Origin of the sequence: Corynebacterium sp. H113 (genome assembly GCF_037572315.1) — a bacterium.
GTDB lineage: Bacteria > Actinomycetota > Actinomycetes > Mycobacteriales > Mycobacteriaceae > Corynebacterium.
Genome location: NZ_JBBHKZ010000003.1, coordinates 34,696 through 50,890, shown reverse-complemented (window position 1 = coordinate 50,890; position 16,195 = coordinate 34,696). Strand labels below are relative to the sequence as shown.

Below are 16,195 nucleotides of genomic sequence, written 5' to 3'. Positions count from 1 at the left end.
GTGAATTTGAGTGCGTAGCATCCCGCTTGTTGTGCGGCGTGTGTGAGCTTTTTTTCGATGGCGTTTTCTCGCATTGTTGGGTGGCTTTCGTCTCGGGTGTTTTTGGTCGTGGTGGAACAAGTGGAACAAGGAACAACAAACTTTGGATAGATCGTTGGATTTAAGGATTTATGGCGTATTTGGCGTATATGGGGCGTTTTTCCCCTTTAATCCCCTATTTCTCTTTTCTTCTCTATTTCTTGTTCCAGTTGTTCCAGTAGAGGGAAAGATAGAGGTAGGAGGGGGTTTTAGGGGTGGAACAACTTATGGAACAAGTGGAACAAGCGGAACAACTGATTTTGTGATCCAGCTCGCTACCGACCGCCCCGCGCTGGGGTGGAACAAGTTGTTCCGGGAGGTTGTTCCACCCTTTTTAGAACGGTGGCTGCTCAACTTTTCGGCGGTAAATTCGCTGCTTTCCGTAGGGGAAAACCCGCTTGGATCCGCCTCGTTTTTGGGGCTTTTCCCACCCGTCGAGTTTCTTCATAATCGCGCTAATCGCATACGAGTCCTTGGGCTGCATATCCCCCGGCTCGTTGCCGAAGCACTCCGACCAGATTTCGGCGTTCGACACTTCCATCCGGCGAGTCAACGGCTCCGGGGTGCCGCCGAACTCCGTTGTCGGGGCGTGCCCGGCGAGGAACCCGCGACGCTGCTGCACCGACATGGACTCCCACCCGGCGGGTAAATCCGTGTCCAAATACTCCTGAACGACGCCGACACGTTCGTCTGTTTCGATCGCGGCGTCCTGTGCCCTCGTAGCCTCCACAGCGAGCTCACCCGACAGGTGCAGCGGCTCGCCAGCCCGGTGCGCTGCCAGGGCTTCCGCCCATATCTGCGCAACGGTCTCGTGGGTGATGTTCCACGTCTTATGCTCGGACTCTCCCGTGATCGCCACCGGCCAGAACCTACGGTTACCCGTGACGTCACGGAGGAACCCGTTCTCCGCGTTGGTGGAGCCAACGATGATGCACTGCCGTGGGTGCGACTCCACAGTCCTCGCATAGGCAGCCCGGTACTTATCGTCAGTGCGGGAAATGAAACCCTTGACAACTTCGACCTCCATCTTCCGCATACCGGCGAGCTCACCGAGCTCGTGGATCCAGTAGCCCTGCAGCTTCTCCGACCCTGTCTTGTCCTTCATGTCGGTCAGCGACAGTGCGTCAGAGAACCAATCCCCCGCCAGGCGGGAGAACAGGGTGGATTTGCCGGTGCCCTGTGGGCCGGAGAGGATCAGCACGGTGTCGAACTTGGTGCCGGGCCGGTAGATACGACGCACAGCAGCGACCAGTGTTTTACGGGTTACTGCACGGGTGTATGCAGTGTCCGGGGCGCCCAGGTAGTCCACCAGCAGGGTGTCGATACGCTCCACACCGTCCCACGCTGGCAGCGAGTTCAGGTAGTCGCGGATCGGGTGATACGCCCTCGTGCCTGCAGCGATATCCAGGGCCTCCATCGTCTTGGTGCTGCTGTAGAGCTGGTAGCGGTTTTCGAGGTACAGCTTCAGCTGCGCGATGTCGGTTTCTCCCCACCCGGCGCGTGTCTGTTTCCACGGCAGTTTGCTGGGGTTGCGGACGTCGATGGTTTCCGAAAGTTGGTTGTATCGGATCTCCTGTAGGCCGGGGTCGTGGGTGAGGATCAGGGCAAGGTTGCCCAAGGATTCTTCGATCGCACCGTTGTTCTTCCTCGCGATCCTTTCCATCCACGTGGTGTCTGGTGCGTCGCCGTGTTCGGTGGTGAAGTCGGCGATGACTTGTTGTCGAAGCTCGTCGGCGAGTTGCTTGTTGGTTGCCGTGTCGTTTTTCGCCAGCTCCACCATCCGTTTGAACGATGGCAGCTTGGATGTTGGGGTGCCTGGTTTGGCGTCTGTGTCTTCGGTGCCGAATTTGTGGATGCGCACGAGGTCGAATGCGTTGGTGAGTTGACCGCCTGCTGGGTCGGTGCCGTGGTGTGAGAACGCGAACTTGTCGTCGTAGGTGACGACACCATTGGTGGATTCTCCTCGCGTGTATGTGTACCTGCCGCCCGTGGTGGGTTGGTACACGTCGGTGAGGAACGTGTCGATGGTGTGGTGTATGTCGTGGGCTCGGCAGAATGCGCCGACCAGGCCGGGTTTGGTGAGTGGGTCGGCTTGTGAGTCGGCTGCGTGTTGCAGTCGTTCTTTTTGTCGACTGGAGACGGGCCAGGTGGTGACGTCACGCCAGTTGTCGTATTCCGCCAGAACATCGTCGGGGTTGATCCACGTGGTGTCAAGATCTCGGTAGACAAATTCAGCGTCGATGGGTCGGCTTGGCCAGTACATGAGCCGGTGTGGCTCGTAGGTGGTGTCGTCGAAGATGTCGATGCCGATGTCGGCGGCGACTTTGCGGGCTACTGCTTCGTATTCTTCGGCGGTGACGTCTCGGGTGAGTGGGAGGACGAGGCGGTAGCGTTCATGCCCTGGGGCGTGAGAGTGCGTGGAGTACAGGCACCCGCCGATGCCCATGGTGTAGTCATCGAGGTTGGTGAGGAAGTCTTCTGGTGGGAAGTCGACGTCGAGGGTGATGATGGAGCGGGCGAGGATGTGGCCGTTTTTGCGTCTGCCGTCTGCGAGGTGTCCGCCGACGAATCCGCCGACGTCTTTGGCGTCGGCTTGTTTGCCTTTGGGGAGGGCTTGGTATTGCTCTACTGTGTTGGGGCTGATGACGGCGTCTTGTAGTCGTGCGGTGAGGGCTTGCCAGGTGGTTTTGTGGTTTGTCCAGGTTTTGGCGAGCCGAGTTGGTGCCTCGGCTATTTTCAGCTCTCGGCTCGTTGTGGTCATGGTGGGTGTTAGTCCTTTCAAACGAAAAAGCCCCTGCGCGGGCAGGGGATTCGAACTATTAGGTGGGTAATATCTAATGGACGGATTAATGAACTCTTAATGGCGGAAATAAATGCTGGTCGCGTATTTGGACGAAACCTATTTAAAAGGCGTTGAACACGCCCTAATTGCGCTGGTTTTACCGGCGAGCAAAATTAGTCAACTCGAGCGAGACTTAAACGCCGTCGTCGAGAAGGCCTGCGCTCAGCACTCAGGAATAGAGGAATCAGCGGAGCTTCATGGCTATGAACTCTCTAGCGGCGAGCAGAGCTGGGAGTCTCTTAAATCACCGAGGACGCGTGCGCGTATCTACAAGGAAGCGGTAACCGTAATATCGTCTGTAGAAGGAGCGGCTTTCTGCAGAGGTAGCGTAGATCTCGCTTCGAAAAAACCTGACGATCCGCACAAGTGGGCGCTGACTATCGCGCTTGAATGCGTCGATAACTATGCCAGCCGCACTGGTGATGCAGTCATCGGCATCTGCGATGATGTGGGAAACAAATCCATTTACCAAGCGATGTATGCTGACGCACGCAAGAACGGTACTGGCGGGCACTACCCAAAAAACCTAGATGCTTTTACGGATGGCCTGCACTTCACGCCTTCTTGCCATAGCCGACCAATTCAGGCAGTTGACATGCTGGCCTATGTCTATCGACGTACGCACATCAAAAAGTTCGGCGATGAGAGGGCGGCAAAAGTAATGAACGAATGTTGGGATATCATGCAGCCATTAAGGGATGCAGGTTTCTACAGAACCTGGTAGATGCACGTCAACCCCGCATTTCTGCGGGGCTGCGGCGGGGTTGGTTCACGTCTTAAACGTGAGATCCTACATCCAATTGTATTCTTCAAAAGCCTTTAGACAAGTGGCGTGCCAGCGACGGGGGTAAAGTGTTCAGCTTCTGCTCGTATATCAATGAAGGTCACGCTAGTGCTCGTTTTGTCTAGCTACATTGTGCGACCTCCGGCCGTCATGTCTAGAACGCACAAGGTGGTTCCTTTCATCAGTCTTTTCGGTAGCTGGCGCATTCGTACCCATCCGCGGTCAATGGGATATCGAGTGCCCAGGTGGGGTTGTTCGACATGAGGTCGCAAATCGTGTCAACACTCGTGGCCGCTGGGGAATCAACAACGACTTCGTCGTGGACGTGCATCACAATCTCGTGGCCTGCTTGCTCGAGTAGGCCGATGGCGTGGGCTAGTAGATCGCGGGCAACAGCTTGGGTGATGTTCTCGACCAACTTCCCGCCGTAGGTTTCCTGCTGGGCAAACTTGCCGCCAAGCCCGGGGCCGTAGAAGGTGATGGATTCTCCGCCGAAGCGGTTGGCTCCGATCGCAGCCCCTGGGTATGCGAGACGTCTGCCTGACGGCAGGGTGATGAAGAGGATGCCGGCATCCACCTGCAGGTGAATACTGCGCACGCGTTGGGGCTGCCCAGTGGTGATAGCCTGCTTGGCTGCCTGATCAACCGCCCACCAGTAGTCAACGACGTGAGGGTTGGCGTCACGCCACTTGGTGACCGTGTCCTGCATTTCCTGCTCGGACATGCCCATGCGCTGCCCACCCATCGTTTTGATGGCCCCTACCCCGCCTTGGTATCCACACGCCAAAACAGCGACTTTGCCGAGTTGGCGCATCTCTGCGTTGGGGCCGTGCTTCTCCACTGGTACGCCGAACATTTTTGATGCGGTGACACAGTAAAGGTCTTTGCCCTGCTCGAACGCGTCCAGGGTGTCTGTCTGCCCAGCGAGCCAGGCCAGCACGCGGGCTTCGATAGCTGAGTAGTCAGCGACGATGAAGCGGCGTCCGGGTGTGGGAACAAACGCCGTGCGGATCAACTGCGACAACGTGTCTGGAATGCTGCCGTACAGCATTTGTAGAAGCTCGTCATCGGCGTTTTTCACCAGTGCCCTGGCAGTGTCCAAATCCTCGAGGTAATTGCGCGGAAGGTTCTGGACCTGCACTAGTCGGCCTGCCCATCGTCCTGTGCGACCGGCGCCGTAGAACTGGAGGAGTCCGTGAGCCCGCCCGTCATCGCATAGGGCGTTGAGCATCGCTTCATACTTCTTGACGCTGGAACGCGATAGTTCTTGTCGGAGTTCGAGGACACGCTTGACGTCACCATCTGCCGTGGCGAGCGCTTCGGTGACGTTCGCCTTGGCCATGGATGTGATTGGGCAGCCATTGTCGTTGAGCCACCCCAGTAGCTGGGTGGGACTATTCGGATTATCCAGGCCGGTGATGCGCTGTGCTTCTGCCATGCAGTCACTGCGGTGACGATTGTCGATTCCGATAGCCTCTGCTGCTAGTTCCGCGTCGATACGGATTCCACGGTCATTGATGCGCTGGTCATCCCAGTACTGCTCCCACAACCAGGTGTCGAGTGGGAATGGTGCGAGTCGGTGGCGGATCTGCGTTTCGACGTCGACGTCTCGGCGGCAATATTCGATGAACGCGCCCCACTTGTTCGGCTGGTCGGTTGGCAGCGTGCGCCCCGAGTTGCCGAACAGCCCCTCAGCCTTAGTCTGCTTCTTTGGTGTGCAGAACAGGCGGATAAGGTTCTGGCCTTCGCGCATTTTCTGCTGCTCAAGGTTCAGCGCTGTGCCGACGTCTTTCAGGCTGCGTGGCAGCCCGAGGTAGGACGCCCACACCATGGTGCACTGCCACCCTGCCGGGTCGAGGAAGCCACCGGGAGGGAGTAGCCTGTGTCTTCGCAAGTAGGCGCTGATGCAGACCCGTTCGAAGTTCGCGTTATAGGCGTACTTAATAACATTCGGGTCGGCTAAGGCATCGAGAACCGCGGTTGGTAACTGCTCCCCTTGCGCCAAGTCAACGACCTGCACAGGGCCATCATCAACGCTGTAGGCAAACAGCAGAACCATAAAGTCTTCGTGCTCGGCGTACTTGTACACCCCACTGCTGGCGAGCGGGACGTGGGAAAACGTCTCAATGTCGATTGCTAAATGGCGCATGTATAAAAGTCTTTTCGCTGGATAACTGGGTATAAAAAGGGACGGGTCTCCCCTGGCGTACGTAAAAGGCACACCGGGGAGAACCCCGAACTAACTAGCGGTGGTGGTTACAGGAAGTCGTATCCTGCAGACTGCGGTGCACCGAAGTCCACCTCAGCGGATACGCCGCCACCGAGGGCTTCACCGTCGCGGAGCTTCTGAATGTTGCCCAGACCGCACGCCACGCCACGGTTGCCGTTGGTGTTGAACGCGTAGAAGTTCACGCTCACCCGCCCGTAGCAGCCGGAGTACACCTCGGACTGGTCGATGATGGGCTGTACCTGCTCGTCAACGATCTGTGGCTGGGTTTTGGAGTTGGCGTTGATGAAGTAGTGGCCTGCGTAGACTTCATCGTCCTTTTCGGTGTCACCATCGCGCAGTGGCAGCTTCAGGCTGCCCTTTGGTGGCATCTTGCCGCCGAACTTGCCGATGCCTTCCTGCAACGCGGCGTCGATGGCCTTTTCGATGCGGGCAATAGTGGCGGTGTCGCTCTTTGGGATGAGGATGCTGCAGGAGAACTTGGGGTCAGATCCGTTGATGGATCGTGGTTCCCATACGTTGGCGTAGGAGAGTCGAACTTCGCCGGTTACTACTCGAGTAGTGGACATAATGATGTTTCCTTTCAGGAATGAGTGTTGGGTACTTCCCAGTGGTCGCTGACGTGGCGAGCGATGAGTGTTGTTCGCCTCAGCGGGGATTCGTATTGGCGTTGCCATTCTTCGGCGCGGTCCAGGCTGGATTTCCCGTCTTGTGGTGGGAACCAGTGGGTGTAGCCGTCGCCTTCGTAGAGGACTTCGCCTTTAGTGCTGTCGCCTTGGATGATGAGTCCGTATTCGACGTGCAGTGTTGGTGGGTGGATCACCGTTTTCCTTTCACGAGTGTGTGGAGGATCCCAGCTGCTATGGCGATGGTGTTGGTGATCGCGTAGATGAGGGTTCGCACTGTGTCACCTCCCTGTTTCCATGTGGTGTGGTTGGTGACCAGCCGGGTGTGAGTCTTGGGTCATCGGCAGGGTCAGGCGGGTTGGTTCGTGTCTCGTGCGGTGCGAGCGTGAAACGCTTGGTCACGTGGCCTCCTTGTGTGGTTGGGGCTTTGTGACATACCGGACGATGACGCGCTCTTTGTCTCGGAGGGCGCGCCCCGGGTGTGTCATTTTAGGGTTCGGGTACCAATCGGTTACCCTTTCCCATTCCCCGCAGTTGTAGGGGTCTACCTCAATTGCGTATTCGGGGGCCATGCCCGCGACAGTCGCAGCCAACTCAGGGGCATGGGCGATAAGCGGAGCTTCATCTTCGTTTATCTCTACAGCTATGGTTTCCCCGTTGGATTCAAGGACCAGCACATAGTCGTATCTTTCTAACGACCATCCCCCCGGCTCAGTGCCGTTGAGTAGTTTTTGTGCTTCTTCCGGTGTCATTTGGTGGCCTCCCTGTTTCCATGTGGTGTGGTTGGTGGGTCATGCAGCATCTCCGAAGTCATCCGACGCACTCGTCTTCACCTCAATGGCCGGGCGCCTATCAGACACCGGAACCAGAGTCGGCTTACCCTCAGGCTTCACGATCAACTCCCCCAACACCTCGTTGAAGGTCGGCTTACCCATCAGCTTCTCCATCGCGGTGATACCAATGAGCTTCCGGTCGTAAATATCCACATACCCAGCCGACTGGGCAGCCACAGCCACCGCATCCACATCCGAGTACTTACGCACCGAACGGCCAGCAACAACCTTGAAACCAGGCAACTCCTTACCGTGGTCAATCACCATCGACGAGGCGTGCTTCTCAACATCACCCGCCCACTTCTTCAACTCCGGCAGCTGGTTCAACACCTCAGCGATCTCCGACTCAGACAACTCAGCAGGCTTAGCGAACTCCATCTTCGCCAGCTCCAAGTTCTTTTCCGCCCGTGCCCGGCAGGTCGCGCGTATCGGGCAGAATCCGCACCACTCGCCTGCCGAAAACTCGCCTTTACCCTCGGCTGCAAGAGCTGCGGTGGGTTGCACCACCTCAGCAGCCCACTGCTGTAGTTCCTCCACCGTGATGGTGGCTGTGGAGATGTTCGCCCGGCGCGGCTGGTAGATCGTCATCGCGACCTCGGATACGTCGTAGAGGTAGCCGAACAGGTTCATCGCGCCGAGTGCGTAGAGCTTCATCTGCGGGTTGTCTTCCGCATCCACTAAAACTCCGAGACCATATTTCAGGTCGATGACATGCATGACACCATCGGAGATGATGATGCAGTCACCGGTACCGAAACCGTCCGGAACAATGTCCGAGAAGTCCAAGCGCTGTTCGACCATGATTTGTGCATCCGCCGACCGCTGCCTGGCTTCTTCGTACTGTTCCATCACGTAGGTGACGTAGTCGTCGGTGAGCTCCTGCATTTCCTCATCGATGAGGTCACTCGCCGGGTAGGTGGATCGGAGTTTCAGGTGCTTGCGGAGCTTATGCTCTGCCAGCTCGTGGGCTGCTGTTCCCTGTGCTGCTGCCGGGCTGTCCGCTGGTGCCGGCTGCTGGTCTGCCAGTACTGCTGATGGTGGGCAATTCAACCAGCGGTGTGCACTGGACGCGGATAGTAGGGCGTGTGCTCGCTCGGCGTGATGGGGTTTCTCCCCTTCTTCGGTGAGTACCCCAGACCGTTTTGCGGCTTCCTCCACAGCAGTAGCGACGCCGTGATCCGACCCAGCTACAGGACTCTTGCTGACGCTAATGCTTATTCCAGAAACCTTGGTCTTCAGCGACTCAATCGCTTCATCCACTTCGTTACCACCTTCGAGGACACCGAGTGAGTCGATGCGAGGGAACTCGACGCGCGTGTAGTGCGCGCTGGGGCTGTCAATCGCAACGGACTTCTTGTTGACGCCACGGATTTTCACGACGTCTCCGCTGGTGGTTTGGAGGTGTGTGAGTCCGTGGGCTTTGATGATGTCGGCCAGGGCGGTGTGTATTTCTGGGTCGCGCTGGTCGAGTTGGAACATTTGGTATTTGCGTTGGTAGGTCATTGGGCTGTCTCCGCTGCTGCGAGTACGTCTCCGAGTTTTGCTGCGGGGACGTCGGTGAGTTTGGTGTAGCCGAGGTCACTGAGGATGGTTTTTGCGGCTTGTGTGCTGTGGGTGCGGGCGAGTTTTACCATTGCTGCTCTCACCTGCTCTAGCGTGACTGTCTGCTCAGGCTCCGGCTGTGGCTCTGGCTCTGGTTCTGGTTCTGGTTGTGGGTCGGGTTCTGGCAACTGTTCAGGATTACTTACAGGTTCAACCGCAGGTGACGGCGCTGGTTCGGGGTTTCCGACATATTCCGGATAAGCCTGCACTACATACGGCTCATCCAGGTTCCCCGCCTCGTCCGCCCAATCCAGGGCAAATCCCTCGATCTCGCGGAACACCTGCTGCATCTCTGCCATGCCGGTAATAACCTGGGTTGCTGCATCCCGCAGCTTTTTCAAATGGGTGACTGGAACAGTCATGATGGTCTCCTATGCGAAGTAAATGAGAGTGATGAAGAAAATGGTGAGGGCGAGGCCGCTTCCGCAGCCCATCGGCACGACCCAGCTGGTGGGCTCGTTCCAGTAGTCCCGATGCTGTGGGCCACGCTCGTTGGGGTACTCAGGCGTAGTCATCGTGGCCTCCTGGCACTCGTGGCCACGGGTCATCTGGCCTGGCAGTGTCACCGAGCATGTCCTCGATGGTGTCGGGGCGATAGCCGAAGACCCGTAGTCGCTCGACGGAGCCTTTGTGGGTCAGGCGTGCTCGAAGCTGCCGGTACTCCAGGCGGAGCCTGGCGACGCTGACGGTCATGGGCGCACCCCACAATCGAACCTGTCCAAAACAATGTCGGTAAGTTCAACGGCTGCCTCCGGTGTGACGCCCTTCTTCACGAAGGTTTGGTACACGCGGTAGGTCTGAACCTTCAGCTCTTCCAGTCGGGCTTCTTCGAGCTGGAATGGGTCGGGTGGTGCGGGCGTTGCTGCCAGGGCTCCAGGCATATCAACTGGTGTTGCCATGTCTATCCCACCACCAGAATCAGGGCGAGGATCAGCCCAACAACGGCGAGGTAGGTCCATGTGCCGGGTTCTTGTGCACTTCCTGGGTGGAAGTCTGGGTCCATGCGCGAATCATCGTTCATGGGGTGTCTCCTTTATGCAAAAAGCGCAGTAGCCGTAGCTCTGCGCGCAAGATAAGAATTTGTAGCTTGGTCAGTCCCGATGCTCGAGTTCCCACTGGTTGAGTACCTGCATGCCGGTGGTGGTGATCCGCCAGCCTGTGCCGTCCCAGTGGACGAGGCGTCGGGATTCGAGGAGGCCCATGTGGACGCCTGCCACCAGTGGGCCGTAGCCAGAGCGGATGTTCTGTAGGGCTTTTGCTTGGTGCCGTGTGAGGGTCATGGTTACATCACGGCCAATCGGCTGGCGTGGTAGACGAACGATCCAGCGATGCCAGCCCAGAGGATGATCGTGAAAATAAGTATGAGAAGCACCGTGATTAGCTTGTTCATTCGTTGTTCGTAGCGATCCTGGCGTAGGCGTTCACGCCTGGTTGGTCGCTGGCAGAGGCGGTTATCACCCCACAGTTGAGACGTCATGCTGCGTCGCCTCCGTAGATTTCGTTTCCTGCGAGCCACGCTGGGACTGCGGATGCTGGGATGTTCCAACGTCCGTACTTGCCTCGCTGGAAGGCTCGGAGTTCTCCGCGTCGGCAGGCTTGTTGTATGGTCCACTCGCTGAAGCAGGTTTGCTCAGCGACTTCTTTCGGGGAGAGGTAGGTCTCCCCTGCTAGTGTTTTCATTGACTACCTCCTTTTGGGTAGTTGTTGTGAAGCCCCCGTGTTCTGGTTGGTGCTGGACACGGGGGCGGGTTAATCGACAACTGAATGGGCAAGTAGAATCTGTGGAACTCCAGACCATTACGAATGTCGCAGCTATTGCAGGTGCAGCAACCTCGCCATTTGCTGTATGGCTTGCGGCAAAGCAAACTTCATTGGCCCATCGGCAGCTCAACCGAGGTGGCGGTATCTACGTCAAAGTGGCGGATTCCGGCAGTGTGTTTTCCATCAACGGCGGCCCCAATTACTCTCCCTGGGAAGTCACCGTATGGCTAGAAGGACCTGGCGAACGTCACAACTTGGAGCTTTGGCTTCGGTACGCTGATGAGTTCCGAAAGCTTGAAAAGGCACCCTCGCCTTTCAATTCGTCGAGCCCTTCGTTGACAGCGAGTTTTGATTTAACTCACGAACAGCAGAAAAAAGCGTATTTGTTCGTAACGTGGTCGACGGAAGGCCGACATGGGGTGATCCCTCAAGCAGTTCGTTTTCGTCTTTCGAAGACTGGAAGTTCTGAGTATTGGAAGTGGGCTCCTCTGCGTCATGCTTGGTTCAGGCTGTTTCACCATCGGTTTCCCAAGCTTTGTCGCTTTAGTCTTGGGAAATGGTGTAAGACGCAGAACCGCCCGTACAGTCCCCAAAATCTGCCAACTTGGCCACTAGGTAAACCGTCCAAGAAACTAGGTGAACTACAGCCGATCCCACCAGAATTTCGGTAGTTGTCATCGGTTTATCTCCTTTCGTTTGTGTGTTTGTCGGGGTGTGCAGCGTCAGCCTCGGCACTAAGGTGTGTGCGTCGTGGGCTGGGCTTTGCGTCGCGGCTCGTACGTGACGACGCGTGACACGCCCCTGGTGCTCGGGCCGGGACTCGAACCCGGATAGTGGCCTTTGCCGAGCTGGTGCCGCCGTGGGGCATACGAGGTATATGACCTCGACACTGGGGGAAGTTCGCCCCATGGTGGCTGGTGCCCTCACCAGGATTTGAACCTGGGGCCTGCAGATTAGGGTTCTGCTGCTCTGTCCGTCTGAGCTATGAGGGCTTGGCGCGCAGGGATGCGTGGGTGTTGGTAGAAGTCTGTCCCCAGTACTCCTGCGCGGTTTTTTGTGCGCGACTGGCCGGTTGACCTGCGGGGTGGCGCTACCCTGTGCCCCGCGTACTGTTCGTCCTTACGTGCCGGTCAGGTCGTGGCGGACTCCCCACTGTCACTGGGTGTCGCTCGCTGTGGCGCGATGGTAAATCTCGGCTGCCGCTTATGGAGTTTTTCAAATAACACAGAATCAAACATTTGTTCGATTCTTGGCGCCCACTAGTTGCGTCGAACAACCACGGAGGCCTATCACCTACATGGGCTAATTACGTCACGGTGACGGATTACGCCACGGACTCCTGCAAGCCGGGAAGCTCCGCAGTGTAAAAAAGCGCATCGAATGGGACTCGGAACCCAAGTGACGCCCCGGCGACGAATGCGGCAGATACGTTCTCGCCATCCATCGCTCGCCGGTAGGTGCCGCGACTGACGCCGATCACCGTTGCCATCTCGGACTCGTTCTTGCGGGTGAGCTTCTGCAGGTTTCGCATCTCGTCGCGCTTCACCTTGATCGCGTAGTGCATTGAATCACCTCCATGTAATTCCTTCGCTGTGCTGACTTAAATTTAAGCCATCGTGGTTCATTGTTCAACCACTACCCCCGCTTTCGGTTGGCTTATTTATAATCCACGCAGGTCACAGTTGTTTAAGGTGGCTTAAATATGTACCATCGGTGATATGCAAACACTTAACGATTGGGTAAAAACCATCACCAATGGCGCGTCCTGGCGAGCAATTGCCGAATCACTAGACACGACACACTCCACCATCCAACGTCGACTTAAAAGCGACACCGCGAGCACCATCATCGAGCTCGCGGAACGCTACAACGCCAACCCAATCCACGGTCTACTCGCCGCAAAGTGCATCACCAATGCAGACCTCCGAGAATTCCACACCCGCACCGCGCTAGCAGAGTTCAACGACCTCGAACTAGCAGAAGAAATCGTCCACCGCCTGCGACAGCAACGGCCGACGGAAAACACTGAACTAGAAGCAAACGTGTTCGAACTCCCCGTTAGCCAATCCAAAACGGGTGATAGACCTCTAGACGCAGTCGCCGACGGAAGCGACTATCACGAGGAGGAGAACACGGAGTTTGACGACTGACGAGCTACATGAGCTCGCAGAACAAATCGGGGTCACCGTCACCACCCACGACGAAGGACCCAAAGGCTGGTACAGCCACCACCTACGCACCATCAGCCTGCACACATCCTTGCGAGCCGCTAACTACCGCTGCACCCTCGCCCACGAAATCGCGCACGCAATCGCCGGAGACACCCACACCGGACTCGCACACTTCGACGCCAGGGCAGAACGAGCAGCAAACATGACAGCAGCACAAATGCTGATCACACAACACGACTACGAGCAAGCAGAACGCATCCACGGACCACACCTCGGCGCGATCGCCCGCGAACTCGGAGTGACAAAAGAATTATTGGACGTCTGGAAACAGACCTACGAAAGACAAAAACAATGAAAAGAGTTACTGCGCTTACGCTCGTGGCATCTATCGCACTCGCCGGATGTTCGTCAGCTACAGATTCAGCAAATGAAAGCCTCTTAGGGTGGAGCAGCACTGAAGCGAGAAGCCTATGTCATGACCAGGTTCGCGAACGTCTATCGTCCCCAGCCACTGCAGAGTTCGAGGGCTTGACGGAGTTCGAAGCTGAAGAAACCGCTGATTCCTGGAAGATCACAGGATTCGTAGACTCTCAGAACGGATTTGGTGCGGTTCTACGGTCTGACTACACGTGCAACGTTCGCCCCACTTCGGAAACGGACGCCATGGTCAAGGTAGACATTCAAACCCGCTAGTTGAATTTTCCGCGTGGGGCGCTCCCCCGAAGCAGCCAACAAAAGGAAGCGCCCCACGCCCTACCACTGAGATCGCGCACGAATCGGGGGAACGTGCGCACACAAAGGATAACAACATGGCGTCGATTAAGCGCTATAAGAAAGCCAAGGGCTACGGGTGGCGTGTGCAGTACCGCGCACCCGACGGCACAAGCCGCACAAAACAAGGATTCCGCACCAAAGACGAAGCACAGGCGTGGGCGGATAAAAACGCCACCACGATCCGAGACGGCCAGTGGATTTCACCAACCGTAGAATCCGCGGCCGTGTCCTCGCTATGGCCAGGATGGGAGGCCTCCCAGCACCATCTAGCAGCCTCATCCATGAAAGCGCTGGACGCATCATGGCGGGTGCACGTGAAGCCACGCTGGGGCCACATCCCTGTATCAAAGGTGCATCCGGCTGATGTGCAGGAGTGGGTCGACGGTTTGGCCGACAAACGGTCACCGACGATTGTGCATCGCGCCTACGGCGTCCTGCGGTCACTCATGGGTGACGCGGTGCGATACCGCATGGTCTCAGCCAACCCCTGCGACGGTGTACGGCTCCCACCTCGAAAAGGCAAAAAGATGTACGTGCTGTCCGAAGCGCAGCTGCGATCGCTTGTCGATGCCTCACGTCGGTATCAGTCACTACTGCTATTCCTCGGGTGGACGGGCGCTCGCTGGGGTGAAGCAGCCGCACTCACTGTTGGTGACCTAGACCTGAAAAAGGGTCGGGCAACGATCAGCAAATCTGCATCGACCGTGGGTGGTGCCGTTACCGTCGGATCGACGAAAACAGGTAGGACTCGCGTCATCGGCATCCCCCGCCACGTCTGCTCGGCGATGCGGGAGGACGTTCGCGGGAAGCTGCCCGGCGCGCTGGTGTGGGCCAATACCAAGGGTGGGTATCTGACCACGCCGTCTCGCCGGTCGTGGTTCCACTCTGCAGTGGATCGGTGCCGTGCTGCAGATCCTGACTTCCCTGATATTTCGCCTCATGATTTGAGGCATACGGCAGCGTCGATGTTGGTGGCGTCAGGCGCTCCAGTGACGTTGGTGGCTCGGCAGCTGGGACACCAGTCGGTGAAGTTGACGTTGGATACGTATGCGCATCTTTTTGATGATCAGCTATCAGATGTCGTGGAAATGTCGTGGAATTCGGCCAAATAGTGGTGTTTTCGCTGGCAGTAGACTTAGCCCGATAGAGTCGATTCCTCTCTGGGGCACAACTAATAAGGTTCGGATTCCTTCGACGCTTTTGTCGCCACGTTCCAAATCGAGTTTTTCAGCCGGTACTCGCATTCAGCCGGTACTCGTGGGTCCAACAATGCTCCTACAGGTCGACACCGGTTGTTCTCGCTTGCGCTGACTATTGCTTGCTCGCCTTCCCCTCTTTGGGGATCTCCAACCCTGATAATCAGCCCCTCAGACGTGAATCTGCCCAACCCCCGCCACCCCACTAGCTTTTACCAGCACTACCAACTATCATTGTTGACATGTCAACCAATGAAGCAATCGGTAACTCTTCCAACCCAGTCCAGAGCTCCGCATACCCCTCAGACTCCACCATCATTAACCCACGTCAGCCAAGCCTCTTTATCGGCCACGGCTCCCCAATGAACGCGCTGCAGGTCAACGAATTCACTACGACCTGGCGAAAGCTCGGTGAACGCATTCGTCGGGAGCACGGAACCCCCAAGGCAATCCTCGCAGTTTCTGCACACTGGTACACAAAGGGCACCGCTGTCACCGCGATGCACACCCCCAAGACAATCCATGACTTCTGGGGTTTCCCACCCGAACTTTCAGCCATTAACTACCCGGCCCCCGGCGCCCCCGCGTTCGCCGAAGCTGTTACCGAGATTGCAAAACCCACAGCAGTACTTCCCGACGAAGCCAGCTGGGGTCTCGACCACGGCACCTGGTCCGTGCTGGTCCACCTATTCCCTGAGGCCAATGTGCCCGTCATCCAGCTATCCGTAGACGCGACGGCTTCCATGGACGAACACCTAGCACTCGCCACCCGCCTGAACGCACTTCGCGACCAAGGCATCCTCATCCTCGGCTCCGGCAACGTCGTCCACAACCTCTCCGCCGTCAATTGGAAGCAACCTGCAGGCGAGAAGTGGGCCGACGCATTCGACGAATCATTCCACGATCTACTTCACGACGACCCGTCGTCAATCCCCTCCCTCACCGAACATGCCTACTTCCAGCGGGCAGTCCCGACCCCCGACCACTTCTTGCCAGCGCTGCATATCGCAGGAGCCACAACGATGAGCGACAAGAAGCCAGAAGTGTTCAACTACGCGCGCACGATGGGATCGCTATCGATGACAAGCTACGGCCTTTTCGACTAAAAACGACCCCAGATGAAAGGTGCCCAAACATCGAAAATGCCCGGTCATGCAGCATTTGCACTGATAACACCGCCAATATCCCCCAATGAGGGGTTACAGTGTTCGGCTACAAAACCTGCTTGACCAAATGCGACTAACCTCGAAGTAACGGCGATTCTGTTTTCGCCCACTGTCGCAACCTGCAATGAAAGGACA

Annotated in this window: 19 protein-coding genes and 1 tRNA gene; 7 read left to right on the top strand and 13 right to left on the bottom strand. The window is 57.2% G+C overall.

Annotation, left to right across the window (positions count from 1 at the left end; genetic code table 11):
• Positions 1–412: 412 nt before the first annotated feature.
• Positions 413–2,839 carry a virulence-associated E family protein gene (locus WG938_RS06835; protein WP_339979014.1) on the bottom strand — a complete coding sequence of 809 codons (2,427 nt, stop codon included), beginning with the start codon at positions 2,837–2,839 and terminating at the stop codon, positions 413–415.
• Positions 2,840–2,951: 112 nt separating this feature from the next.
• Here WG938_RS06835 and WG938_RS06830 point away from each other — a divergent pair, with 112 nt between their 5' ends.
• Positions 2,952–3,644 (top strand): DUF3800 domain-containing protein, encoded by a 693-nt coding sequence (locus tag WG938_RS06830; protein ID WP_339979011.1) that lies wholly within the window; start codon positions 2,952–2,954, stop codon positions 3,642–3,644.
• Positions 3,645–3,885: 241 nt separating this feature from the next.
• Here WG938_RS06830 and WG938_RS06825 read toward each other — a convergent pair whose 3' ends face one another.
• The gene (locus WG938_RS06825; protein ID WP_339979008.1) at positions 3,886–5,853 is read right to left on the bottom strand and encodes a DNA polymerase; all 1,968 of its coding nucleotides are present in this window, start codon (positions 5,851–5,853) and stop codon (positions 3,886–3,888) included.
• Between the two features lie 107 nt (positions 5,854–5,960).
• The gene (locus WG938_RS06820; RefSeq protein WP_339979006.1) at positions 5,961–6,500 is read right to left on the bottom strand and encodes a DUF2815 family protein; all 540 of its coding nucleotides are present in this window, start codon (positions 6,498–6,500) and stop codon (positions 5,961–5,963) included.
• Positions 6,501–6,520: 20 nt separating this feature from the next.
• Here WG938_RS06820 and WG938_RS06815 point away from each other — a divergent pair, with 20 nt between their 5' ends.
• A complete protein-coding gene (locus WG938_RS06815; RefSeq protein WP_339979004.1) occupies positions 6,521–6,820 on the top strand; it encodes a hypothetical protein in 300 nt (99 codons plus the stop codon).
• A 135-nt stretch (positions 6,821–6,955) separates the two neighbouring features.
• On the opposite strand, the gene WG938_RS06810 is transcribed toward WG938_RS06815, so the two are convergent.
• The 8 genes from WG938_RS06810 to WG938_RS06775 all read right to left on the bottom strand — a co-directional run bounded on the left by WG938_RS06810 (position 6,956) and on the right by WG938_RS06775 (position 10,672).
• Positions 6,956–7,309, bottom strand: coding sequence for a hypothetical protein (locus tag WG938_RS06810; RefSeq protein WP_339979001.1), 354 nt, complete (start codon positions 7,307–7,309; stop codon positions 6,956–6,958).
• 39 nt (positions 7,310–7,348) lie between these two features.
• Positions 7,349–8,893, bottom strand: coding sequence for a DUF2800 domain-containing protein (locus WG938_RS06805; RefSeq protein ID WP_339978999.1), 1,545 nt, complete (start codon positions 8,891–8,893; stop codon positions 7,349–7,351).
• Entirely contained in the window at positions 8,890–9,354 is a 465-nt protein-coding gene (locus WG938_RS06800) for a hypothetical protein (protein WP_339978997.1), read from the bottom strand. Before WG938_RS06800 ends, WG938_RS06805 begins: the two co-directional genes overlap by 4 nt.
• Before the next feature lie 9 nt (positions 9,355–9,363).
• Complete coding sequence (locus WG938_RS06795; protein ID WP_339978995.1) at positions 9,364–9,507, bottom strand: hypothetical protein; 144 nt, start codon at positions 9,505–9,507, stop codon at positions 9,364–9,366.
• Entirely contained in the window at positions 9,494–9,685 is a 192-nt protein-coding gene (locus tag WG938_RS06790; protein ID WP_339978993.1) for a hypothetical protein, read from the bottom strand. Before WG938_RS06790 ends, WG938_RS06795 begins: the two co-directional genes overlap by 14 nt.
• Positions 9,682–9,891, bottom strand: a complete 210-nt coding sequence (locus tag WG938_RS06785) for a hypothetical protein (RefSeq protein ID WP_339978991.1) — start codon at positions 9,889–9,891, stop codon at positions 9,682–9,684. The genes WG938_RS06790 and WG938_RS06785 overlap by 4 nt, the downstream gene beginning before the upstream one ends.
• Before the next feature lie 192 nt (positions 9,892–10,083).
• Positions 10,084–10,272, bottom strand: a complete 189-nt coding sequence (locus WG938_RS06780; protein ID WP_339978989.1) for a hypothetical protein — start codon at positions 10,270–10,272, stop codon at positions 10,084–10,086.
• A gap of 193 nt (positions 10,273–10,465) precedes the next feature.
• Positions 10,466–10,672 (bottom strand): helix-turn-helix domain-containing protein, encoded by a 207-nt coding sequence (locus tag WG938_RS06775; RefSeq protein WP_339978987.1) that lies wholly within the window; start codon positions 10,670–10,672, stop codon positions 10,466–10,468.
• Positions 10,673–10,773: 101 nt separating this feature from the next.
• Here WG938_RS06775 and WG938_RS06770 point away from each other — a divergent pair, with 101 nt between their 5' ends.
• Positions 10,774–11,424 (top strand): hypothetical protein, encoded by a 651-nt coding sequence (locus WG938_RS06770; protein WP_339978985.1) that lies wholly within the window; start codon positions 10,774–10,776, stop codon positions 11,422–11,424.
• A 244-nt stretch (positions 11,425–11,668) separates the two neighbouring features.
• Here WG938_RS06770 and WG938_RS06765 read toward each other — a convergent pair.
• Together WG938_RS06765 and WG938_RS06760 are read right to left on the bottom strand one after the other, a co-directional pair.
• Positions 11,669–11,745 (bottom strand) — tRNA-Arg (locus tag WG938_RS06765).
• A 332-nt stretch (positions 11,746–12,077) separates the two neighbouring features.
• Entirely contained in the window at positions 12,078–12,317 is a 240-nt protein-coding gene (locus WG938_RS06760; RefSeq protein WP_339978982.1) for a hypothetical protein, read from the bottom strand.
• Positions 12,318–12,471: 154 nt separating this feature from the next.
• Between WG938_RS06760 and WG938_RS06755 the strand changes: the two genes are divergently transcribed.
• The 4 genes from WG938_RS06755 to ygiD all read left to right on the top strand — a co-directional run bounded on the left by WG938_RS06755 (position 12,472) and on the right by ygiD (position 16,000).
• A complete protein-coding gene (locus WG938_RS06755; RefSeq protein WP_339978980.1) occupies positions 12,472–12,903 on the top strand; it encodes a hypothetical protein in 432 nt (143 codons plus the stop codon).
• Positions 12,893–13,279, top strand: a complete 387-nt coding sequence (locus WG938_RS06750) for an ImmA/IrrE family metallo-endopeptidase (RefSeq protein ID WP_339978978.1) — start codon at positions 12,893–12,895, stop codon at positions 13,277–13,279. The genes WG938_RS06755 and WG938_RS06750 overlap by 11 nt, the downstream gene beginning before the upstream one ends.
• Positions 13,280–13,733: 454 nt before the next feature.
• Positions 13,734–14,810 carry a tyrosine-type recombinase/integrase gene (locus tag WG938_RS06745; RefSeq protein WP_339978975.1) on the top strand — a complete coding sequence of 359 codons (1,077 nt, stop codon included), beginning with the start codon at positions 13,734–13,736 and terminating at the stop codon, positions 14,808–14,810.
• Between the two features lie 326 nt (positions 14,811–15,136).
• Complete coding sequence (gene ygiD / locus WG938_RS06740; RefSeq protein WP_339978972.1) at positions 15,137–16,000, top strand: 4,5-DOPA dioxygenase extradiol; 864 nt, start codon at positions 15,137–15,139, stop codon at positions 15,998–16,000.
• Positions 16,001–16,195 lie beyond the last annotated feature (195 nt).